At 66.9% G+C, this 22,839-nt stretch carries 15 protein-coding genes and 1 pseudogene; 10 read left to right on the top strand and 6 right to left on the bottom strand.

Features of this window, described 5'->3' with window-relative positions:
* The first annotated feature begins 94 nt into the window (after positions 1–94).
* The 6 genes from lplT to ACEN9H_RS03145 all read left to right on the top strand — a co-directional run bounded on the left by lplT (position 95) and on the right by ACEN9H_RS03145 (position 9,511).
* Positions 95–1,309 (top strand): lysophospholipid transporter LplT, encoded by a 1,215-nt coding sequence (gene lplT, locus ACEN9H_RS03170; protein WP_413673753.1) that lies wholly within the window; start codon positions 95–97, stop codon positions 1,307–1,309.
* A gap of 173 nt (positions 1,310–1,482) precedes the next feature.
* Positions 1,483–3,843 (top strand): M1 family metallopeptidase, encoded by a 2,361-nt coding sequence (locus ACEN9H_RS03165; RefSeq protein WP_413673752.1) that lies wholly within the window; start codon positions 1,483–1,485, stop codon positions 3,841–3,843.
* A 70-nt stretch (positions 3,844–3,913) separates the two neighbouring features.
* The gene (locus tag ACEN9H_RS03160) at positions 3,914–6,247 is read left to right on the top strand and encodes a M1 family metallopeptidase (protein WP_413673751.1); all 2,334 of its coding nucleotides are present in this window, start codon (positions 3,914–3,916) and stop codon (positions 6,245–6,247) included.
* Positions 6,244–6,729 carry a DUF6702 family protein gene (locus tag ACEN9H_RS03155; RefSeq protein WP_413673750.1) on the top strand — a complete coding sequence of 162 codons (486 nt, stop codon included), beginning with the start codon at positions 6,244–6,246 and terminating at the stop codon, positions 6,727–6,729. Before ACEN9H_RS03160 ends, ACEN9H_RS03155 begins: the two co-directional genes overlap by 4 nt.
* A complete protein-coding gene (locus ACEN9H_RS03150; protein WP_413673749.1) occupies positions 6,729–8,717 on the top strand; it encodes a TonB-dependent receptor in 1,989 nt (662 codons plus the stop codon). Before ACEN9H_RS03155 ends, ACEN9H_RS03150 begins: the two co-directional genes overlap by 1 nt.
* Positions 8,718–8,758: 41 nt before the next feature.
* Positions 8,759–9,511 carry a 2OG-Fe dioxygenase family protein gene (locus ACEN9H_RS03145; protein WP_413673748.1) on the top strand — a complete coding sequence of 251 codons (753 nt, stop codon included), beginning with the start codon at positions 8,759–8,761 and terminating at the stop codon, positions 9,509–9,511.
* Between the two features lie 255 nt (positions 9,512–9,766).
* On the opposite strand, the gene ACEN9H_RS03140 is transcribed toward ACEN9H_RS03145, so the two are convergent.
* A complete protein-coding gene (locus ACEN9H_RS03140; protein WP_413673747.1) occupies positions 9,767–10,999 on the bottom strand; it encodes a DUF1501 domain-containing protein in 1,233 nt (410 codons plus the stop codon).
* Between the two features lie 17 nt (positions 11,000–11,016).
* Positions 11,017–12,459: pseudogene (locus tag ACEN9H_RS03135) on the bottom strand (DUF1800 domain-containing protein).
* 211 nt (positions 12,460–12,670) lie between these two features.
* Between ACEN9H_RS03135 and ACEN9H_RS03130 the strand changes: the two are divergent.
* From ACEN9H_RS03130 to ACEN9H_RS03115, 4 genes are read left to right on the top strand one after another with little or no spacing between them, the layout of a single operon-like run.
* The gene (locus tag ACEN9H_RS03130) at positions 12,671–13,021 is read left to right on the top strand and encodes a DUF3147 family protein (protein ID WP_413673746.1); all 351 of its coding nucleotides are present in this window, start codon (positions 12,671–12,673) and stop codon (positions 13,019–13,021) included.
* Between the two features lie 5 nt (positions 13,022–13,026).
* Complete coding sequence (locus ACEN9H_RS03125) at positions 13,027–14,160, top strand: efflux RND transporter periplasmic adaptor subunit (RefSeq protein WP_413673745.1); 1,134 nt, start codon at positions 13,027–13,029, stop codon at positions 14,158–14,160.
* Between the two features lie 10 nt (positions 14,161–14,170).
* On the top strand, positions 14,171–17,287 hold the full coding sequence (locus ACEN9H_RS03120; RefSeq protein ID WP_413673744.1) for an efflux RND transporter permease subunit: 3,117 nt from the start codon (positions 14,171–14,173) through the stop codon (positions 17,285–17,287).
* Between the two features lie 50 nt (positions 17,288–17,337).
* On the top strand, positions 17,338–17,931 hold the full coding sequence (locus ACEN9H_RS03115; RefSeq protein ID WP_413673743.1) for a PEP-CTERM sorting domain-containing protein: 594 nt from the start codon (positions 17,338–17,340) through the stop codon (positions 17,929–17,931).
* Positions 17,932–18,000: 69 nt separating this feature from the next.
* Here ACEN9H_RS03115 and ACEN9H_RS03110 read toward each other — a convergent pair whose 3' ends face one another.
* The 4 genes from ACEN9H_RS03110 to ACEN9H_RS03095 form a co-directional block, all read right to left on the bottom strand.
* The gene (locus tag ACEN9H_RS03110) at positions 18,001–18,768 is read right to left on the bottom strand and encodes a hypothetical protein (protein WP_413673742.1); all 768 of its coding nucleotides are present in this window, start codon (positions 18,766–18,768) and stop codon (positions 18,001–18,003) included.
* 226 nt (positions 18,769–18,994) lie between these two features.
* The gene (locus ACEN9H_RS03105) at positions 18,995–20,281 is read right to left on the bottom strand and encodes a hypothetical protein (RefSeq protein WP_413673741.1); all 1,287 of its coding nucleotides are present in this window, start codon (positions 20,279–20,281) and stop codon (positions 18,995–18,997) included.
* A gap of 12 nt (positions 20,282–20,293) precedes the next feature.
* Positions 20,294–21,826: an MBOAT family O-acyltransferase gene (locus ACEN9H_RS03100; RefSeq protein ID WP_413673740.1), complete on the bottom strand. Its 1,533-nt coding sequence runs from the start codon at positions 21,824–21,826 to the stop codon at positions 20,294–20,296.
* 191 nt (positions 21,827–22,017) lie between these two features.
* Positions 22,018–22,830: an SDR family oxidoreductase gene (locus ACEN9H_RS03095; protein ID WP_413673739.1), complete on the bottom strand. Its 813-nt coding sequence runs from the start codon at positions 22,828–22,830 to the stop codon at positions 22,018–22,020.
* Positions 22,831–22,839: the final 9 nt, after the last annotated feature.

Here is a 22,839-nt window from a genome sequence, read left to right as displayed (position 1 = left end):
ATATGCAAATCTAACCAATTGTCGCAATCACAAAATTTCTGTATTTACAGCAAGTGAAACCGGCGTCCGGGACGGCTGTGATATACCGTTTCCCATGAATGCCGCATTCTTCGCCATCGTCGGTGCCCAGTTCTTTTCGTCGCTGGCGGACAGCGCGCTGTTCATCCTGTGCGTGTCGCTGGTCGCCACGCTGTCGTTCCCGCAGTGGATGACGCCGATGCTCAAGATGGGCTTCGTCCTGTCGTACATCGTGCTGGCGCCATTCGCCGGCGCCTTCGCCGACCGTTTTCCCAAGGGCCGCGTGATGCTGCTGACGAACACCGTCAAGATGCTCGGCTGCTCGCTGATCCTGGCCAAGGCCAATCCCCTGCTCGCCTACGGCATCGTGGGGCTCGGCGCCTCCGCATACTCGCCCGCCAAGTACGGCATCCTGGCCGAGGTGCTGCCGCCGCGCCGCCTCGTGGCGGCCAACGGCTGGATCGAGGGCACGACCGTGCTCGCCATGATCCTCGGCACGGTGCTGGGCGGCGTCCTTTCCGCCAATCCGCAGGCGATCGCGTGGCTGCTGCACCTGACCGTGCCATGGCGGGCCACGCCCATCGGCATGGCGGTCGCCGTGATCGTCATGACGTATTTGCTGGCGACGTTGCTGAACCTGCCCGTGATGCACGCCGGCGCCCGCCCGGACGACGCGCGCCGCCCTTTGCCCGCGCTGCTCGCCGATTTCTATCGCTGCAACCGGACGCTGTGGCAGGACCCCGAAGGCCGCATCTCGCTGGGGGTCACGTCGCTGTTCTGGGGCAGCGGCATGGTGCTGCAGGTGCTCTTGCTGACGTGGGCGCAGAACGTGCTCGGTCTCACGCTGGACCGTGCCGCGGCGCTGCAGGGCGTGTTCGCACTCGGCGTCGCGGTGGGCGCCGTCGCCGCCGGCAAGGCCGTGCCGCTCGTGCGCTCGCTGTCCGTGATGCCGCTGGGGGCCGTGATGGGCGGCGGGCTGTGCGCGATGGTGTGGGTGCATTCCGTCGCGGTGGCGCTGCCGCTGCTGCTCGCGATCGGCATCCTGGCCGGCCTGTTCGTCGTGCCGATGAACGCGATCCTGCAGCACCGCGGCCACCGCCTGATGCCTGCCGGCCAATCGATCGCCGTGCAGAACTTCAACGAAAACCTCGCCATCCTCGCGATGACGTCCACCTATGCGCTCGCCCTGCAGGCGCAGCTGCGGCTCGATACCGTGCTCGTGCTGCTGGGCCTCCTGATCGTGCTCGTCACGCTGGTCTTGCGCGGGATGGCGGCGCCGCGGATCGACTGAAGTGTCCGCCGGCGGTGTCCGCCCGGTGTCCGTTCGGGTGTCCGCGTGTCCGACCGTATCGCACGCGCCACGCCCATCCGTATGTATCAGTCTTGTTACACATCAAATAAGGTAATGGCTGAACGGCAAGACTAGAATATTTTCCTTCTTTCAACCATGAATGCAGGGTAAATATGATACGTTTCCCGATCGGCCTGGCGGCGCTATGCCTCAGCATGGCGGCAATCGCGGCGGAACCTTTCGATGACAAATTCCGCCAGCTCGACGAATTGCTGCCCACCCCGACCACGATCCGCACCGCTTCCGGCGCCCCGGGACACGCCTACTGGCAGCAACGCGCCGACTACACGATCCGCGCCACGCTGGACGAAAGCAGGCGCGCCATCAGCGGCACCGAGACGATCACGTATCACAACAATTCGCCCGACACGCTGTCCTACCTATGGATCCAGCTCGACCAGAACATCTATAAACGCGATTCCGACGCGCGCATGACGGCGACCGTGCCCTCGCGCGACGCCTGGGCCAAGGCGCGCGGGCCGGAAGACGGCTATAAATTCGACGCGCTGCGCGCCGTGCTGGAAAAGAGCACGTTCGACGGCGGCTTCAGGATCGCCGCCGTGAAGGATGCGGGCGGCCGTCCGCTGCACGTCGCGGTCAACCGCACGATGATGCGCATCGACCTGCCGCAGCCCTTGAAGCCGGGCGCGAAGGTCGCGTTCTCGATCGACTGGAGCTACAACATCAACGAGCAGAAGGTGCTCGGCGGCCGCTCCGGCTACGAGAAGTTCGACGAGGACAAGAACGACCTGTTCGAGATCGCCCAGTGGTTCCCGCGCATGGCCGCGTACTACGACGTGACGGGCTGGCAGCACAAGCAGTTCCTCGGCACCGGTGAATTCACCCTGGAATTCGGCGACTACGACGTGCAGCTGACCGTCCCCGCCGACCATATCGTGGCCGCCACCGGCGAGCTGCAGAACCCAGGCGACGTCCTCACGAGCGCCCAGCGCCAGCGCCTGGAGCAGGCGCGCACGGCCAGCAAACCGGTCATCATCGCCACCCAGGCCGAGGCCGAGGCGCGCGAAAAGACCCGCGCCGGCGGCACGAAGACGTGGCGCTTCCGCGCCAAGAACGTGCGCGATTTCGCGTGGGCGTCGAGCCGCAAGTTCATCTGGGACGCGCAAGGCTTCAAGAAGGACGCGACCAATGTGCTGGCGCAGTCGTTCTACCCGAAGGAAGGCAATCCGCTGTGGGAAAAATACTCGACGGCCGCCGTGATCCACACGATCGCCGAGTACAACAAGTATTCGTTCGACTACCCGTATCCCGTCGCGATTTCCGTGAACGGTCCGGTGGGCGGGATGGAATACCCGATGATCTGCTTTAACGGCCCGCGCCCGACGAAGGACAAGAAGACGGGCGAGCTTACGTACTCCAGCCGCACCAAGTATGGCCTGATCAGCGTCGTGATCCACGAGGTGGGCCACAACTACTTCCCGATGATCGTCAACTCCGACGAGCGCCAGTGGACGTGGATGGACGAAGGCCTGAACAGCTTCCTGCAATACCTGGCCGAACAGGCCTGGGAAGAGCACTATCCGCAATCGCGCGGCGAACCGCGCGCCATCGTCGACTACATGAGGAGCACCAATCAGGTGCCGATCATGACGAACTCGGAATCCATCGCCGCCCTCGGCTACAACGCGTACGCGAAGCCGACGGCCGCGCTGATCGTCCTGCGCGAGACGGTGCTGGGCCGCGAGCTGTTCGACTTCGCCTTCCGCGAATACGCGCAGCGCTGGAAGTTCAAGCGCCCGACGCCGTCCGACTTCTTCCGCACGATGGAAGACGCCTCCGGCACGGACCTCGACTGGTTCTGGCGCGGCTGGTTCTACACGACCGACCACGTGGACGTGAGCGTCGACGGCATCAGCGAATACACGGTCGGCACGAAGGATCCCGAGATCGAGAAGGCGTGGAAGAAGGCGCAACGCGATGCCGAACCGATCTCGATCACGGACCAGCGCAACAAGGGCACCCTGCCGCGCCGCGTGGACTCCCATCCGGAGCTGAAGGACTTCTACAACGAGCACGACGCGTTCACGGTCACGAACCGCGACCGCAACAAGTACAACGAAGCGCTCGGCGACCTGGAAGACTGGGAGAAGAACCTGCTCAAGGAAGGCAAGCATCTGTACCTCGTCGACTTCAGCAACCTCGGTGGCCTCGTGACGCCGCTGATCCTCGAGATCACGCTTGCGAGCGGCAAGAAATACGTCGAACGGATTCCGGCCGAGGTGTGGCGCTACACGCCCAGGAAGATCACGAAGCTGATCATCACGGACGAACCGATGGTCGCGCTGACGCAGGACCCGAACTGGGAGACGGCCGACACGGACACCGGCAACAACAGCTGGCCGCGCAAGGCGATGCCGTCGCGGCTGGAGTTGTACAAGACCGAGCATGACAAGGACAACCTCATGAGGGACTTCAACGAGAAGCTGAAGACCAAGGACGACAAGGCGGAATAACACGCCCGACGTCTGCTCGCGGCAACGGCGCCCACGAGGTGCCGTTGCCGTTTTCACTTTAGACACCGCCATGAAACGCCTACCCCTCATCGCCCTCCTCGTCCTGGCCTCGGCCACCCACGCCCAGGCGTTCGACGACAAATTCCGCCAGCTGGACGAACTGCTGCCGACACCCAGCGACATCCGCACCGCATCCGGCGCGCCGGGCCACGCGTACTGGCAGCAGCGCGCCGACTACCGCATCCGCGCGACGCTCGACGAAGCCAGGCGCGCCGTCACCGGTTCGGAAACCATCACCTACCACAACGACTCGCCGGACACGCTGGCCTACCTGTGGGTGCAGCTGGACCAGAACATGTTCCGCGCCGATTCGGACAACCGCCGCATCGCCAGCCATCCGTCGCGCGACGCGTGGCGGTCGGGCGGCACGCCGTTCGAGTCGGCGCGCTTCCTCGTCGAGAGCGCGAAATTCGACGGCGGCTTCAAGATCGCGTCGGTGACGGACCGCAGCGGCCATCCCCTGCGCACCACGATCAACAAGACGATGATGCGCATCGACCTGGCCGAGCCGCTGAAGCCCGGCGCGCGCGTTGCGTTCGACATCGCGTGGCGCTTCAACGTGCCCGAGACGACCGTGCTCGGACGGCGCATGGGCTTCGAGCGGTTCGACAAGGAGGACAAGAACGACCTGTTCGAGATCGCCCAGTGGTTCCCGCGCATGGCCGCGTACTACGACGCGCACGGCTGGCAGAACAAGCAGTACGTGGGCGACGGCGAGTTCACGCTGGAATTCGGCGACTACGACGTCGAGCTGACGGTCCCCGCCGACCACATCGTCGCCGCGACGGGCGAGCTGCAGAACGCCGGCGCCGTGCTGACTGCCACCCAGCGCGATCGCCTCGCGCGGGCGCGCACGGCCGGCAAACCGGTTGTCATCGTCACGCAGCAGGAAGCGGAAGCGAACGAGAAGCAGCGCGCCACGACAATGAAGACGTGGCGCTTCAAGGCGTCCAATGTGCGCGACTTCGCGTGGGCATCGAGCCGCAAATTCATCTGGGACGCGCAGGGTTTCAGGAAGGACGGGACGAACGTCCTCGCCATGTCGTTCTACCCGAAGGAAGGCAACCCGCTGTGGGAACGGTACTCCACGCAGGCCATCATCCACACCATCGCCGAGTACAACAAGTACGCGTTCGATTACCCGTACCCCGTCGCCATCTCCGTGAACGGTCCAGTGGGCGGCATGGAATACCCGATGATCTCCTTTAACGGCGGCCGGCCCGTGAAGGACAAGAAAACGGGCGAGCTGACGTATTCGAAGAACACGAAATATGGCCTGATCAGCGTGATCATCCACGAGGTGGGCCACAACTACTTCCCGATGATCGTCAACTCCGACGAGCGCCAGTGGACGTGGATGGACGAGGGCCTGAACTCGTTCATGCAGTTCCTGGCCGAGCAGGCATGGGAAGACCACTACCCGTCGCGCCGCGGCGAAGCGCGCAACATCGTCGACTACATGAAGAGCCGCAACCAGGTGCCGGTGATGACGAACTCGGAATCCGTCACGCAGCGCGGCAACAACGCGTACGCGAAACCGGCGACCGCGCTGAACGTCCTGCGCGAGACGGTGCTGGGCCGCGACCTGTTCGACTTCGCCTTCCGCGCATACGCGCAGCGCTGGAAATTCAAGCGCCCCACGCCGGGCGATTTCTTCCGCACGATGGAAGACGCGTCGGGCACGGACCTCGACTGGTTCTGGCGCGGCTGGTTCTACACGACGGACAATGTCGACGTGAGCGTGGACGGGATCAGCGAATACACGGTCGGCACGAAGGATCCGGAGATCGAAAAGGCGTGGAAGAAGGCGCAGCACGACCTCGAACCGGTCTCGGTCACGGACCAGCGCAACCAGGGCACGCTGCCCCGTCGCGTGGACTCCCATCCGGAACTGAAGGACTTCTACAACGAGCACGGCGCGTTCACGGTCACGAACCGCGACCGCAACAAGTACAATGAGGCGCTGGGCGACCTCGAAGACTGGGAACGGAACCTGCTGAAGGAAGGCAAGCATCTGTACCTCGTCGACTTCGGCAACGTCGGTGGACTCGTGACGCCGCTGATCCTCGAGATCACGCTTGCGAGCGGCAAGACATACGTCGAGCGGATTCCGGCCGAGGTGTGGCGCTACAATCCCACAAAGGTCACGAAGCTGATCGTCACGGACGAACCGATGGTCGCGCTGACGCAGGACCCGAACTGGGAGACGGCCGACACGGACACCAGCAACAACAGCTGGCCACGCAAGGCGGTGCCGTCGCGGCTGGAGTTGTACAAGACCGAGCGTGACAAGGACAACCTGATGAGAGACTTCAACGAGAAGCTGAAAAAGGTGGACAAGTGAAGCTGCAGCGCATCGCGATGTTGCTGTGCGCCTGCGTGAGCGTCCACGCCGCCGCGCACCGCTTCCACGCCGGCATCGCCGACATCAGTTACAACGAACGCACGGGCAGCACGGAAGTCGTGCACACGTACATGGCGCACGACGTGGAGGCGCTGCTGACGGCACTGTACCAGCGCCAGTTCGACCTGTCCGATCCCGACGACCAGGCCGTGCTGCGCAAGTACGTGGAAAAGCAGTTCTGGCTGGCCGACAAGGACGGCCGCCGCCTGCCGCTGAACTGGGTGGGGGTGACGGTCGACACGGACAGCGTCGTCGTGTTCCAGGAGGCCGTGCGCACGCCCGTCGCGCGCGTCGAGACGATCCACGACGCCGTGCTGAGCGACTTCCTGCCCGACCAGCAGAACACCGTGAACCTGACGGCGAACGGCAGCCTGCGCACGTTCGGCTTTACCAGCAGCCGCACCGAACTCCCGGTCCACTGATGCGCCCGATCGCCCTGCTGCTCGCCACGCTGTTCGTGCCCGCCTGCGCGTGGGCGGACGATCCCGTGATCCAGCGCGTGCTCGTCGAGGGCGCGCGCACGAGCCAGCTGGGCATCGCGGATGCCGCCAGCGCCGGCACCGTCAACCAGAAGGAACTGGCGATGCGCACCGTGTACCGGCCCGGCGAACTACTGGAAGCGGCGCCGGGCCTGATCGTCAGCCAGCACAGCGGCGAAGGCAAGGCGAACCAGTTCTTCCTGCGCGGTTTCAACCTGGACCACGGCACCGACCTGGCCACGTACCTGGACGACATGCCCGTCAACCAGCGCAGCCACGCGCACGGCCAGGGCTGGACCGACCTGAACTTCCTGATCCCCGAACTGACGGCGCGCCTCGACTACAAGAAGGGCCCGTACTCCGCGAGTGAAGGCGATTTCGCGTCCGCCGGCAGCGCTGCCATCACCTATGCGAACCGCCTCGCGCGCAACGTGGCCACCGCCAGCATCGGCCAGGACGGCTACGCGCGCACGGCGCTGGCGGCATCGAAGGAGATGGATGACGGTGTGCTGACGTATGCGCTGGAAGCCCTGCACAACGACGGCCCGTACGCGCACCCGGACGATTACCAGAAGCTGAACGGCGTGCTGCGCTACAGCCGCGGCTACGCGAACAACGGCTGGAGCGTGACGGCGATGGCGTACCGCGGCCGCTGGAATGCGACGGACCAGATTCCCGAACGCGCCGTGGCGACCGGCCAGCTGGGCCGCTTCGACGCGATCGACACGACCGACGGCGGCGCAGCGAAGCGCTTCAGCCTGTCTGGCGCATGGCGCCGCACGGGCCAGGATTCGGCGTCGAAGGTGAGCGCCTACGTCATCCGCAACCAGCTCGACCTGTGGTCCGACTTCACGTACTTCATGAACGACCCGGTCAACGGCGACCAGTTCGCGCAGCCGGACCGGCGCGTGACGAGCGGCATCAACGCCACGCACAGCTGGCACGTGCACCGCGGCGAGACGTCGACGTCGGACATCACCGTCGGCGTGGAGGCGCAGAACGACAACATCTTCAACGGCCTGTATCGCACGGCCGCGCGCAAGACCTTGTCCGTGACGCGCGCGGACCACATCGTCGAGACGAGCCTTGGCGCCTTCATCGAGAACGCGACGCGCTGGAACCCGTGGCTGCGCTCGACGGTGGGCGTGCGCGCGGACGATTATCGCTTCCGCGTGCGCACCGGCGGCATCGACGGCAGCGACTCGCTGGCCAGCCCGTCCGCCAACGTCGTGTTCGGCCCGTGGCGCCAGACCGAGTTCTACGTGAACTACGGCGAAGGCTTCCACAGCAACGATGCGCGCGGGACCCTCACGGCGCCCGGCCTCGTGCGCTCGCGCGGCATGGAGCTGGGCCTGCGCACCGAAGCCATCCCGGCGATGCAGACGGCCATCTCCCTGTACCGCCTGGACTTCGATTCCGAGCTGACCTACGTCGGCGACGAAGGGACGACCGAGGCCGGACCGCCCAGCCGCCGCATCGGCATCGAGTTCTCGAATTACTACAAACCGTATAAATGGTTGTCGGTCGACTTCGATGCCGCCTACGCGCATGCGCGCTCGCGCGGCGTCGCGCCGGGGCAGGACCGCATCCCGGAAGCGATCGAGGGCGTCGCCCAGCTCGCGCTGACGGTGAGCCAGGTCGGCCCGTGGGAAGGCGCGCTGCGCCTGCGGTACTTCGGACCGCGTCCGCTCGTCGAAGACGACAGCGTGCGCTCGCGCGCCAGCACGACCCTGAACGGCCGCCTCGGCTACCGCGTGAGCCGCGACCTGCGGCTGGAACTGGAAGGGTTCAACCTGGCGAACCGGCGCGCGTCCGCGATCGACTACTACTATGCGTCGCAGCTGCGCGGCGAAACGGCGCCGCGCGAGGACGTGCATTTCCACCCGATCGAGGCGCGCTCGTTCCGGCTGACGCTCGTCAGGAACTGGTGACGGCCGGCACGGCCGCCTGCAAAAAGTGCTAGGCTACCGGGATGACAACACCGCAACCACCTTATACCGATCCGGCCCGCATCGCCGACGCGCTGCGCGGCGACGGCTATGCGCTGCTGCGTCCGGCCGACGTGGCGCAACTGGCCGGCTGTTCGCTCGCTGAGCTGGCGGCGCTGGCGCCGAGCTGGGACCGCCTGGAACTCGACAACTACCTGAAGGACGGCGGCCGCTATCGCCGGCGCCGGCATTCGTGCTTCGTCGACAGCGGCGCGACCCTCACGCAGAGCCCGCACCGCGCGCACTGGCAGCCGGTCGAGTACAACGCCCTGCACGGCGGCATGCACCGCCTGTTCGTGCCCATCGAGCCGTCCACCGTCGAGCAGCCGGCCTGGCCCAAGCTGCTGCGCGCGCTGGGCGCCGTGTGCTCGCAGGTGAAAGGCCGGCAGACCTGGTACGTCGAGGCGCACCAGTTCCGCATCGATACCGCCGACGGCATCGGCCGCCCCACGCCCGAAGGCGCGCACCGCGACGGCGTCGACTTCGTTGCCGTCATCCTGATCGGGCGCGCGAACATCAAGGGTGGCGAGACGCGCGTGTTCGAGGCGAACGGCCCGAAAGGCCAGCGCTTCACGATGACGGAACCGTGGACGCTGCTGCTGCTGGACGACGCGTCCGTCATCCACGAATCGACGCCGATCCAGCCCATCGGCGCCGATGGTCACCGCGACACGCTCGTGCTGACCTGGCGCGCCGGCGCCTTCCAGGGCGACGACGCCGCAACGACCGGCGCCTGAGACTGCCCTCCGCGCGGCCGTTTGCGCCGCGCGTCCCCGACTGAACAAAAGAAAGGCATGCCGCATCGCATGCGTCTACAAATGTTAGCGTCGGACAATTTCTGATAAAAAAAAAGCCCGCGACCTTGCGGTGCGGGCTGAATCCAGGTTTTCGGAGAAAAACTGGAGGAGACAGGTACAACTATAGTCCTAATTTTTGTGCACCGCAATACGGTAGAACTACTATATGTAGAGGGCGGCCTCTAGAGTAGAGACTTATGCACCAACGATACGGAATCCAGCACGTTTTTGCGGCATTGCGGGAAAGACCTGTTCCAGACGCTTGTCGCCTAACATTAAATGTTCTTCCGATATTTGCGCTAACACCGAACGAAAGTCGGTAAAGACCGGCAAATCGCGGCCCTCGTTCAGTTTCGCGTCGCCGACGCCTTCCCAGTCGCCATAAACCCTACCGCCGCGCACCTTGCCGCCCATGACCCACATCGCATTGCCATGACCATGGTCGGTGCCGCCGTTGCCGTTCTCGCGTGCCGTGCGGCCGAATTCCGACATCACGACAACCACCGTGTCGTCGAACAATGGACCAAGGCGCTCGGCCAGCACGGCCAGGCCCTGCCCCAGCGGTGCGAGACGGTTCGCGAGCTGGCCGGTCGCGGCGCCCTGGTTCGCGTGCGTGTCCCAGCCGCCCAGCGCGACGAACGCCAGCTGGATCTTCGGATCGTTGCGCATCAGGCCCGCCAGGCGGGCGGCATCGTCGGGGAAACCGTTCGGCAGCGGCGCGCCGCGGTCGGCCGCCAGCATCTCGCGACTCTCAAGGGCGCCCATGACTTCGCGGTGGGCCGCGCGCCCGTCCGCGTACGCGCGCCCGAAGCGGGGGTGGTTCGCATACAGCTCGTCGAACGCGGCCTTGACGGCCGGCCGGTCGAGCAGGTCAGCGCGCGCGGCGGCGGCGACGTTCGGCAGGTTCACGGCCGCGGCCTGGCCGGACAGGATGCGCGGCAGCACGGGGCCGATGCCTAGCAGCCTGCTCGGCGACTGCGGGCCGGGCAGCGCGGCCACGAGACGGTTCATCCAGCCGTCCGGCGTGTTCTTCCGGCCCGGCGTCGCGGATTCCATGTAGTCCTGCGCGTCGAAGTGGGAACGCGTCGCGTCCGGCGAACCGCTGGCGTGCACGAACGCGAGCTTGCGCGCGGCCCACAGCGGCTGCAGGCTGGCCAGCGCGGGATGCAGGCCGAAGTAGCCGTCCAGGTCCAGCGCCCCGCCCTCCATGCCGGGTGCCGCGAGGCCGATCGTAGGCCGCAGGCGCAGATAGTTCTCGTCGCCGACGGGCGCCACGACGTTCAGGCCGTCGACGGCGCCGCGCAGCATCACGACGACGAGCTTCCTGTTCGTGGGGCCGGCGGCCGCTGCGCTCACGGCCCAGGCGCTGCGGCCGACAGGCAGCAGGAGGCCGGCGCCCACCGCGTTGAGAAAATGCCTGCGTCGCATGAGATCCTCCGATGGAATCAGCGCTGCATGAAATCGGGGCTGCCGAGCAGCATGGCGGCCCGCAGGTTGTCCGGGTTGCGCTGGACGATGCCCAGCGTGCGCGGCGCGATCGATCCGGCCAGCGTCGCCTGCAGCCGGGCCGGATCGAGGGGCGCCGCCGGCGCATCGGCCGGCACCGTCGCCAGCGGCAGCCTGCCGCCCGCCAGCGCGCTCGCGAAGGCGATGCGCCGCGTCAGCGCGTCCGGGTTCAGCCACGCGTCCTGCGTGTTCTTGTACCCGTCCGGCGTCTGGCAGCCGTACAACGGCATGCCCAACTGGTTCATCGTGTTCACGAGCGGCCCCACGTTCGCCACCTGCACACCGCTCGCCCGCACCGCCGACACCACGAACTGGTAAGGCGTCTTGAACTTCGCGCCGACGCTCCCCGCGTCCATGAATTAGCGGCTCGCGAACAGCGTCGCCAGCACGGCGCGGATATCGCCCTGCGACGCCTGCCACGTGGCCGCCATGCGGTCGACGAGGCTTGGTGGCGGCTCGTCGCTGACGAAGTACTGCGCCAGCTCGCGGCTCACGTGGCGCGCCGTGGCGGGGTGCATGGCCAGCACGTCCAGCGCAAACTCCCCTTCCTGCTGGCCGGCCGGCGCGATCGCGCGGCCCAGCCACGTCTTGGCGCCGGCATCGTGGCGGCCGGCGTCGAAGCGGAATGTCTCGCCCGTGCGCGCGAGACGCTTCTGGTCGAACGTCCACCCGGTCAGCATGCGCGCCAGCTCCGTCACGTCGCGCTGCGTGTAGCCGCCGTCCGCGCCCAGCGTGTGCAGCTCCATCAGTTCGCGCGCATAGTTTTCGTTCAGGCCCCGCGCCTTGCCTTTCGCATCCGGGCGCGGCGCCGACGACACGACGTTATCGAGGTAGAACAGCATCGCCGGATGCTTCGCCGTCGCGCCCAGCAGCGCACGGAAGGAACCCAGCGCGTACGGGCGGATCGCGTCGCGTTCGTAGCTCGTCACCAGCGCGCGGGCGATGCCCTTGCCGGCGAAGACGTTGAAATGGTTGTACCAGAAGTCGACCATGACCTCTTCCAGCTGGCGCGGGCTCTCGACGGCGCGCAGCAGCCGGGCTTCCGCGGCCTGGCGCGCCACGCGCATCTGCGTCTCGCGCCTGCGCTGTTTCGCACCCTCGTCATCCATGCGCACGTCGCGCCGCAGTTCCAGGAACTCGGCCAGCGATGCGCCCGCGCTGCGATTCACGGTGTCCAGTGCCGCCAGGCGTGCGTCCAGGTCGGCCGGCAGCGGGATCGTCTCCGGGTGCAGCTGCTGGTCGATCCAGCGCTGCACGCCCATCTGCGCCACGCGCTCGACGTCGCCGGGACGCGGTCCGTATGCGAGGCGGTTCAGCACGTGCAGCGCCTGTACTTCCGGAGCAGATGCGGCATCAGCGGCCGATGCGGCATTCGTCGCCATCAAGGCGGCGGCCAGCAGGGCAAGCGATGCGCGTCGGATCGTGTTGAGCTTCATGTTGACTGCCATTAAACCGCGAATGGATGAGCGGGAATATCGACGCGACGTTTCAATGGTAAGGATTTGTAACGGAACATGACAGCCGGGGCCATACGGAACAGGCGTCCTCGAGTGTGCTTTGTTACACTGTCGCAGTTTGACTTCTGGTTTCGCCATGCTCTGGATCGTGCTGAAATACCTCATCACCGCCGCCGTCGTCGTCCTGGTGTCGGAAGCTGCCGCGCGCTCCGACCGCCTCGGCGGCCTGATCGCGTCCCTGCCGCTCGTGACCGTGCTGACCCTGATCTGGCTGCACGTCGAGCGCCAGCCCCAGGAAAAGATCGCCAATCACGCGTGGTACACGCTGTGGTACGTGGTACCGACGCTCCCCATGTTCGCCGCCTTCCCCTGGCTGCTGGACCGCTTCGGCTTCTGGCCCGCGCTGGGCGCCGGGGTCGCGATCACGGTGGCCAGCCTGCTCCTGTTCGCCCTTCTGCTGAAACGCTTCGGCATCCATCTACTTTGAACGCCATGACTCCCGCCCAACTCCGCCGCATGTCCCGGCCCGCCCTCGCCGTCTCCATCGCCGCCATCCTGGCCAGCACCGTGGGCGTCCTCGTCTCCAGCAATGCCGCCGACGACAAGAAGGCGGCGCCGCCGCGCCCCGCGCTGACCGTCACGACGGCGAAGCCGGAGCAGTCACGCCTGCCGCTCAGCTTCGCCGCCAACGGCAACGTCGCCGCGTGGCAGGAAGCGGTGATCGGCAGCGAGTCGAACGGCCTGCGCTTGCAGGAGGTGAAGGTCAACGTGGGCGACGTCGTCAAGAAGGGCGAGGTGCTCGCCGTGTTCGATGCGGCGCCGGTCGAGGCGGACGTCGCGCAGGCGAAAGCCGCCGTCCAGGAAGCGGAGGCGAATGCGTCCGCCGCCCGCGCCGATGCGAAGCGGGCGCGCGCCCTGCAAAGCTCGGGCGCGCTCAGCGAACAGCAGATCACGCAATACATGACGGCCGAGCGCACCGCCGCCGCGCGCGTCGCATCGGCGAAGGCGACGCTGGCCCAGCAACAGCTGCGCCTGAAGTACACGAAGGTCGTGGCGCCGGATGCCGGCGTGATTTCCGCGCGCAATGCCACCGTGGGCGCCGTCGCCGGCGTGGGCGCGGAGATGTTCCGCATGATCCGCCAGGGCCGCCTGGAATGGCGCGCCGAGGTGACGGCCGCCGAGCTCCCGCGCGTCAAGCCGGGCCAGAAGGCCGTCGTGCAGGCGGCCGGCGGCACGAAGGTGCAGGGCCGCGTACGCACCGTCGCGCCGACCGTCGATGCGCAGAGCCGCGTCGCCCTCGTCTACGTCGACCTGCCGCCGGCGCTGTCGGCCAATGCGCCGCTGAAGGCCGGCATGTTCGCCAGCGGCCAGTTCGCGCTGGGAGAGTCTCCCGCGCTGACGGTGCCGCAGCAGGCCGTCGCCGTGCGCGACGGCTTCGCGTACGTATTCCGCCTGAATGCGGACGGCCGCGTGAGCCAGTTGAAAGTCACGACGGGCCGCCGCCTCGGCGACCGCGTCGAAGTGACGGACGGCCTGCCCGCGGACGCGCTGGTCGTCACGAGCGGCGCCGGCTTCCTCAACGACGGCGACCTGGTACGCAACGTGCCGACGCTGGCGGCGCGTTGAGGGTGCGGTCATGAATTTTTCCGCGCTCTCGATCCGCAACCCGATCCCAGCGATCATGCTGTTCGCCCTCCTCACGTTCGCCGGTATCCTGGCGTTCAAGGCGAACAAGGTGCAGGACTTCCCGGACATCGAACTGCCCATCGTCACCGTCGTCGCCACGCTCGACGGCGCCGCCCCCGCGCAGCTGGAGACGGAGGTGGCGCGCAAGATCGAGGACTCGGTCGCGACACTCCAGGGCGTCAAGAACATCTATGCGCGCGTGCTGGACGGCGTGGCCACGATCACCGTCGAGTTCATCCTCGAGAAAGACCTGTCGGACGCCGTCAACGACGTGCGCGACGCCGTCTCGCGCGTGCGCGCCGACCTGCCCGCGGAGATGCGCGACCCGAGCGTGACCAAGACGACGACCGCGGGCCGCGTCGTGCTCACGTTCACGGCGCAGGCGGCCGACGCGCACGGCAAGCCGGCGCTCGACGCGCCCGACCTGAGCTGGTTCGTCGACAACACGGTGTCCAAGCGCCTGCTCAGCGTGCCGGGCGTCGGCGCGGTCAAGCGCGTGGGCGGCGTCTACCGCGAAGTGCGCGTGGAGCTCGACGATCAAAAGATGGCCGCGCTGCGCGTGTCGGCGCTGGACGTCTCGCGCCTGCTGCGCAACGTGCAGCGCGAGGAACCGGGCGGCCGCGGGGACGTCAGCGGCGCCGAGCAATCCGTGCGCACCCTGGCGACCGTGCAGACGGCGCAGGAACTGGCGCGCATGGAGATCCCGCTGCCGGACGGCCGCCACGTGCGCCTGGACGAGATCGCGGCGGTGTCCGACACGGTCGCGGAACCGCGCGCCATCGCCGAGCAGGACGGCAAACCGGTCGTCGCCTTCGAGATCTTCCGCACGCGCGGCGCCGGCGAGATGGACGTCGCGAACGGCGTGCGCAAGGCCGTCGCCGAGCTGCAGCAAAAGCACGGCAACGTCGTGCTGCGCGAAACGATCGACAACGCGGCGCCCGTCGAGGACAATTTCGACGCGTCGATGGAAATGCTGTACGAAGGCGCCGTGCTCGCGGTGCTCGTCGTGTGGTGGTTCCTGCGCGACTGGCGCGCGACGCTCGTCGCGGCGGCCGCGCTGCCGCTGTCCGTGATTCCCGCGTTCCTCGGCCAGTACCTGTTCGGCTACACGCTGAACATGGTCACGCTGCTGTCGCTGGCGCTCGTCGTCGGCGTGCTCGTGGACGATGCGATCGTCGAGATCGAGAACATCTCGCGTCACCTGCGCATGGGGAAAACGCCGATGCAGGCCGCGCTGGAAGCGGCCGACGAAATCGGCATGGCCGTGATCGCGACGACGTTCTCGCTCGTCGCCGTGTTCCTGCCGACCGCGTTCATGAGTGGCATCCCCGGCAAATTCTTCAAACAGTTCGGCTGGACGGCCGTGCTGGCGATCCTCGCGTCGCTGCTCGTCGCGCGCCTGCTGACGCCGATGATGGCCGCCTACCTCCTGAAACCGCTGCCGCACGCGGAGGAGCGCGACGGCGCGATCATGCGCCGCTACATGCGCACGATGCAGTGGTGCCTGCGCCACCGCGGCCTGACGATGATCGCGGCCGCGCTGTTCTTCGTCGGCTCGATCTCGCTCGTGCCGCTGCTGCCGACCGGCTTCGTGCCGCCCGCCGACCGCGCGCAAACGCAGATCAACGTCGAGCTGCCGCCCGGCTCCACGCTGGCGGAGACACGCGCCGTCGCGGAGCGCGTGCGCCAGGTGGCGATGGGCACGCCGAACGTCAAGGGCGTGTTCAGCTCCATCGGCGGCGGTTCCAGCGGCGACGCGTTCGCGCCCGGCGCGGCGGCCGAAGCGCGGCGCGCCGTGCTGACGGTGACCACCGTCGCGCGCGCGGACCGCAAGGAAAAGCTGTCGGCCGTCGAATCGGCGCTGCGCGCGCGCCTGGCCGACGTCCCCGGCGCCCGCTTCACGGTCGGCCCGCCCGACACGGGCGTCAAGATGCAGCTCGTGCTGCGCAGCGAGGATCCGGTCGCGCTGACGGCCGCCGCCCGCCGCGCCGAGCGCGAACTGCGCACGCTGCACGGCGTCGGCAACGTCAGTTCCAGCGCGTCGCTCGTGCGCCCGGAGATCATCGTGCGTCCCGATTTTGCGCGCGCCGCGGACCTGGGCGTGACGGCCGCCAGCATCGGCGAGACCGTGCGCGTGGCGACCGCCGGCGACTACGACCAGGTGCTGTCGAAGATGAACGTGTCGGAGCGCCAGGTACCCATCCGCGTGAAACTGCCGGACACGGTGCGCGCGGACCTCGACGCCATCGGCCGCCTGACGGTGCCCGGCAAGAACGGCCCCGTGCTGCTGGCGAACGTGGCGACCATCACGATGGAAAGCGGCCCGGCGCAGATCGACCGCCTGAACCGCAGCCGCAACGTGACGCTGGAAGTGGAGCTCAATGGCCGCTCGCTGGGCGAGGTGAACGCGGAAGCGCGCGCCCTGCCCGCGCTGAAGAACCTGCCGCCGAACGTGTCGATCGCGGAACTGGGCGACGCGCAGGAGATGCAGAACCTGTTCGCCAGCTTCGGCCTCGCGATGCTGATCGGCGTGCTGTGCATCTACGGCGTGCTGGTGTTGCTGTTCACGGACTTCCTGCAGCCGGTGACGATCCTCGCGGCGCTGCCGCTGTCGATCGGCGGCGCATTCGTCGCGCTGCTGCTCACGCGAAACGCGCTGTCGATGCCGACGATGATCGGCCTGATCATGCTGATGGGGATCGTGACGAAGAACTCGATCCTGCTCGTCGACTACGCGATCCTCGCGCGCAAGGCCGGCATGAACCGCTTCGACGCGCTCGTCGACGCCTGCCACAAGCGGAGCCGCCCGATCGTCATGACGACGATCGCGATGGGCGCCGGCATGCTGCCGCTGGCGCTGGGCCTGTCGGGCGATCCGAGCTTCCGCTCGCCGATGGCGGTCGCGGTGATCGGCGGCCTGATCACGTCGACCTTGCTGAGCCTGCTGGTGGTGCCGGCCGTGTTCACGTATGTCGACGACATCGAGCACTGGTTCGGACGCCAGGCGAAGCGGCTGCGGCGGCATTCTCATCCGCCGGTGCCGAGCCGGGAAACCGTAGTGAAATGAACGCAGGCAAGGTGGCGCCGCAGGCGGCGCCATCGGTCTAGCCTTGCGCGATGACGATCCCAATCCTGCTGGGCAGTGCCCTGCTGCTGTGCACCGCCGCCCACGCCGCACCGTCGGCGTGGGGCTTCGAATACCGCGGCTTCTACGACTATCACGATCCCGGCGTGCTGCGCACCGACGTGGCCGTGACGGGCAGGATCGTCGGCGAGGACGCCGACGGGGACGGCGTCATCCATGAATCCGAGCTGGATTCGCTGTGGATGACCATGCGGCTGTGGTCCGGCGACTTCGCCAGATGCGGCGGCGGGACCGTCGACCATGATTGCCAGCTCGACGTATTTGCTTTCCGCCCCGCCAGCGACGCCCTCGACATCACCGCGAGCTGGCGCGACAACGAGGCGACGCAGCTGGAATATCACACGGAAGAGTTCGTGAGCGGCGACCGCTACGTGGCCAGGTCGAGTTACGGGCACGACTACCCGGTGGACGATGACTACTTGTTCGGTGCGGGGACGATGCTGACCATCACGCCGGCGCCGCCCGTGCCGGAGCCGGGAGCGTGGATGATGTTGGGGGGTGGGTTGTTGGTGCTTGCGGCCTTCTTCCGTCGTTCCCGCGGAGGCGGGAACCCATACCGAGCTTGATAGGACACTCAGCATGGATTCCCGCTTGCGCGGGAACGACGGCGTAATTGCACGGGAACGACGGTGTAATTAATAGTCGCGGTTGCGGCCACCCAGCAGCTTGGCCAGCACGAAGCCGGCGGCCGCGGCGATGGCGATGGCGGTGCCCGGTTTCTGGCGCACGTACTCGAAGCTGGCTTCCTTCCACTGGCCGTAGGCGTCGGTCAACTGTTGCTGGCGCTGGCCCAGGTTCAGGGAGGCGCCGCTCAGCACGCCCTGCAGCTTGTCGACGCCGGCGTGGGCGCTGGATGCCAGGCGGTCGACGACCGGCTGCACGCTGTTGACGGCCTTGTCGACCATCGGACGGGCGGCGTCGGCAGCCTTGTCGATCGATTGGTGCAGATCCTGTGCGCGGGCATTCACTTGCGCGCCCAAGTCCTTCGAATCGCCACCCACGCCCGAGCCGGTGGCGGCGCTCGCGCTCTGGCTGTTCTGGCTGCCGCTGCTGCTCGAACCCAGCGAGCTGCCGCCGATGCTCGAGTTCGTGCCGCTGGCGCTGGAGCCAGAGGCGCTCATCGACCCCATGGAACCCGGACCCGACGACGATGCGTTGCCGGCATTGCTGGTGCCGCCCACGGCGCCGGTGCTGGACGCGGTGGCGCCGCCGGTGCTGCTGCCGGTTGTCGAGCTCTGCTGATCCTTGCCCTGGTTCTGCTGGCTGCTCTTGTTCAGGCTGCCCGAACCGGCCGTGCTGCCCATATTGCCCGAGCCGCTGGCGTTCGGCAGATTGCTGTCCTTGCCCTGGTTGCTCAAACCCAGGTTGCTGCCTTTTGCTTCGCTCGACTTCTGATTATCCATGATGAATTCCTCTTGTAAGATTTTTGACCAATGCGGAGATAACCGATCTTCTTGACCGTGCATCCGTTCAAAAGTTCGACCGATAGGCGGTCCTTCACGTCGCGCCCAAGCGCGATGTCGGAGCGACACCGACGCAATGCGGTGTCTCAATAAAAAAAATATAACTTTTAGTCGATCCGGACTGTGCGCTGCATAACAAAGCGCAGGACGGAAGCGAGCGCGACGCTCAGGGCGCGGACGCGCGGGCGTTCGCGACCAGGTCGCGCGCACCGGCAAAGACTTGCGGATAGTCACCGGCGCATTGCGCGCGCTCGGCGGCGATGCGCTGGCGGTTGGCGGCCAAGGTATCCGCGCCGAGGCGGAAGCCGAACGCCGTTTCGCCGCCGAGGATGCGCTGCAGGATGCGCTCGCCCAGGGTCGACTTGAAATGGCCGGATTCCCAGTACCAGCGCGTCGCCGTGCGCGTGTCGCCGGGGGCCGGGATGCGTTCGCAGCGCATGCCGCCATAGCCGCTGAAGTCCCACACGTCGATGCGGGCATTCGGATAGCGGGTGCGCACGGCGTCCGCCTCGCGCACCAGCAACTGCTTCCAGTCGTCCATCGTGGATTGCAGGCCCGCTTCCTCGAACATGGCCATCAGCTGCGCGTGGTACGGGTAGATCACCAGGTGCACCTCGGTGCGGTCGCGCGCCATCGTGTCCAGCAGCGTGCGCAGGCGATCGATGCTTTCCGAACGGTTCGTGCCGGCAACGAACAGGTTGTGCGGCTTGCGCACGAGGTTCTTCGCGTTGTCCCCGGCCTTTTGCTGGAAGATCGCGTAATAACCTTCCTGGCGCGCGAACTGGTTGTAGTTGCGCAGCGGCGTCTGGCCGCGCCCCGTCATGGTTTCCGGATCCGCCGCCTTCTGCAGGCGCACGGTGCGCAGCGCGTCGGACATGGACTTGATCGAGAACAGCGTATCGAACCGCCATTGCCACGGCAACGGTGCTCCGGACGCGGGCGGCGCCGGGGTTTCTTCCGGCTTGACGAGGAAGTCCAGGAACTCGACGCCGATCACGGCCATCGCGGCCGGCGCGGCGCTCCCGCGCAGTCGTGCGTACATGCGCTCGGAGACGGTCAGGCTCGTGCCCGCCAGCCCCATATTGTAGGCCGTGCGGCCATGCGCGCTCACCTGCGGGCTGTCCGGATCGAGGCCGACTTCGACGCGCGAATTCCCCAGCAGGATCAGGTCGGGCCGCACGGCCGCGGCCTGGGCCAGCTTGATCTGCTCGCGGTACTGTTCCGGCAGCGGCTTCACGTGGTTCAGTTTCGGACTGTCGACGAACCCGTACAGGTGGTACGGGTCGATGACGGCCACGAAGCCCGTGACCAGCAGCACGCCGGCGCCGACGACCGCGCCGCACCACGCGGTAAAGCGCCGGTAGGACGCCTGGGGTTGTACCGCGGCCGCCGACGGCGCGGCCGCGCCGGCCATCACCCCGGTGTCGTCGTCATAGCGTTGGATCTGTTCCATGGGCGCCCCGCATCAGAACTGGAAATACAGGAATTCGGCGGGACGGCTGAGCGACAGCAGGCTGCCGAGCAGGATCGCCCCGATGTAGAAGCTCCAGCGCCGCGACGGCTGCCAGAGCTGCCAGCGGGCGGCCAGCCGCGGCCCGGCCATCGTGCCGAGCGCCGCCTCGTAGCGGCCCATGATCTGCTGGGTATTGGGCAGGCAGAACGCGACGAAGCCGCCGATGACGACCCATTGCCACGTCTCGATGAAGCGCGACCCGCCGCCCAGGTAGAACGTCACGCCCCATTGCTCGAGCAGCGCCTTCAGCGGTCCGATCTGCTGGCCGATCGACGCCGGCAGGCCGATGCCGTCCAGGCCGGCCATGCCGTGCAGGATCGTCATCGCCTTGTCGAAGCTGGTGGCGCGGAAGAACACCCACGCCACGCACACGGCCGCGAACGTCAGCGCCCAGCTGAACACGGCCCAGGCGCGGCCGCGCGGCAGGCGCAGCCTGTCCGCCACCGCGTTCCAGCCGTGGTTGATGACGAGGTAGATGCCGTGCAGCGCGCCCCAGATGACGAAGTTCATGCCGGCGCCATGCCACAGGCCGCCCAGCAGCATCGTCGCCAGCAGGTTGACGTAGCGGCGCACGGGTCCCTTGCGGTTGCCGCCCAGCGGCACGTACAGGTAGTCGCGCAGGAAGCGCGACAGGGTCATGTGCCAGCGGCGCCAGAAGTCGACGATATTGGCGGCCTTATAGGGCGAATCGAAGTTCAGCGGCAGGCGGATGCCGAACATCAGCGAGATGCCGATCGCCATGTCGGAGTAGCCGGAAAAGTCGAAGTACAGCTGGAACGCGTACGCCAGCACGCCGCCCCACGCGTTCGCGAGCGAGAAGATGTCCGCCTTGTCGAACAGGAAGTTGGCATGCGGTGCCAGGTTGTCCGCGATGAGGACTTTCTTGGCGAGGCCGATCGCGAAAATGCTGAGGCCGACCGCGACATTCTGGAACGAAAAGCGGTAGCTGGCGGGCTTGTCGAACTGCGGCATCATCTCCGCGTGATGCAGCACGGGGCCCGCGATCAGGTGCGGGAAATAGGTGATGAACAGCACGTAGTGCAGGAAGCGCGCTTCCTTGACCTTGCCCTGGTAGGTGTCGACGAGATAGGCGATCTGCGTGAACGTGAAGAAGGAAATACCGATCGGCAGCACGACGTGCAGCAGCGGGATGTCGGCGTGCGCCAGCCAGTTCGCGCCCGAGATGAAGAAGTCGGCGTATTTGTAATAGGCGAGCAGGCCCAGGTCGGTGGCCACGGCCGCCGTCAGCCACCGCTTGCGCGCGGGACCGGCCGCATGCCCGATGCGCTGCCCCATCCAGTAGTTGAAGACGATGGAGCCCAGCAGCAGAGGAATGTAGTAATAGCTCCACCAGCCATAGAACGTCAGCGACGCGAGCGCCAGCCAACCGGCAGCCTGGACGTGGCTCCGGCGTGCCAGCAGAAAGTAGCCGATGGCGGTGACGGGCAGGAACAGGAACAGGAAGGTGAAGGAATTGAAGAGCATGGCAACCGGTCGGGCGGAAAATCGGCTGGAGCTGGGGTAGACCGGACGGTCTCATCCTTGGCCATCCCGTCAATATAACATTGATTCCTTGCATAAAAAACAGCTTGAGGCGGGCTGACAACAGGCGAAATGGTGCAACCAGGACTGACTGCAGAAGATCTTCGATAGCCTTGACTCATCGGGGCGCCGGCTCACCCATACCAGTAAGCGGCCGTCACACCACCATCCATCAGGAAATCGCTGCCGCTGATGAATCCACCTTCCGGCCCCATCAGCAGAGCCGCGACATTCGCCACCTCGTCGGGCGTGCCGACGCGCCCTGCCGCAGAGCCCTCGATCATGCGCCGGTAACCCGGGCCACGCGGACCGGCGAACTCGTCCTTTGCCAGCGGCGTGAAAATGATCCCCGGGCTGATGGCATTCACGCGCGCACCACGCTTGCCCCAGCGGACCGCCTCGGCCATGACCCGCAACGCATTGCCACGCTTGGACACCTGGTACGCATGCAACGGGTCGGTGATGCGGTCCGGTTGCAGCATGTCCAGGGCCAGCAAGTCGGCGGCCGGCGTCAGGGCGAGCGCCTTGTTCTGCGCCTCGGTGAGCGCAGGCAGACGATGTCCCGACTGCGATGCGATCACGACCGCCGAGCCGCCCGGCGCGATCACGTTCCCGAATTCTTCCAACACGACGGCGGTGCCGTACAGGTCGACCTTCAGGATCGTCTCCGGCGCTGCCTGCGTCGGCGAGACGCCGGCCGCATGGATCACGCCCTTGACGGTGCCGAGCGAAGCGGCCAGCCCGGCCAGCGCATGGACGGACGCGCGGGACGATACGTCGACCTGCGCCGTCTTCACGTCGAAGCCTGCTTCGCTCAAGGTTTTAGCGGCGGCTTCGGCGTTCTCTGCGCGCACGTCGGCGAGCAGCACGAGCTTGCCCAGGCTGACACGCCGGGCGATAGCCTGGCCGATCGATCCGGGTCCGATCACGACGATGACTTCTCGCATTGCCTTCTC

This window comes from Massilia cellulosiltytica (assembly GCF_047325105.1).
Classification (GTDB): Bacteria; Pseudomonadota; Gammaproteobacteria; order Burkholderiales; family Burkholderiaceae_D; genus Telluria; species Telluria orientalis.
This window is presented reverse-complemented; position numbering and strand designations above follow the sequence as displayed.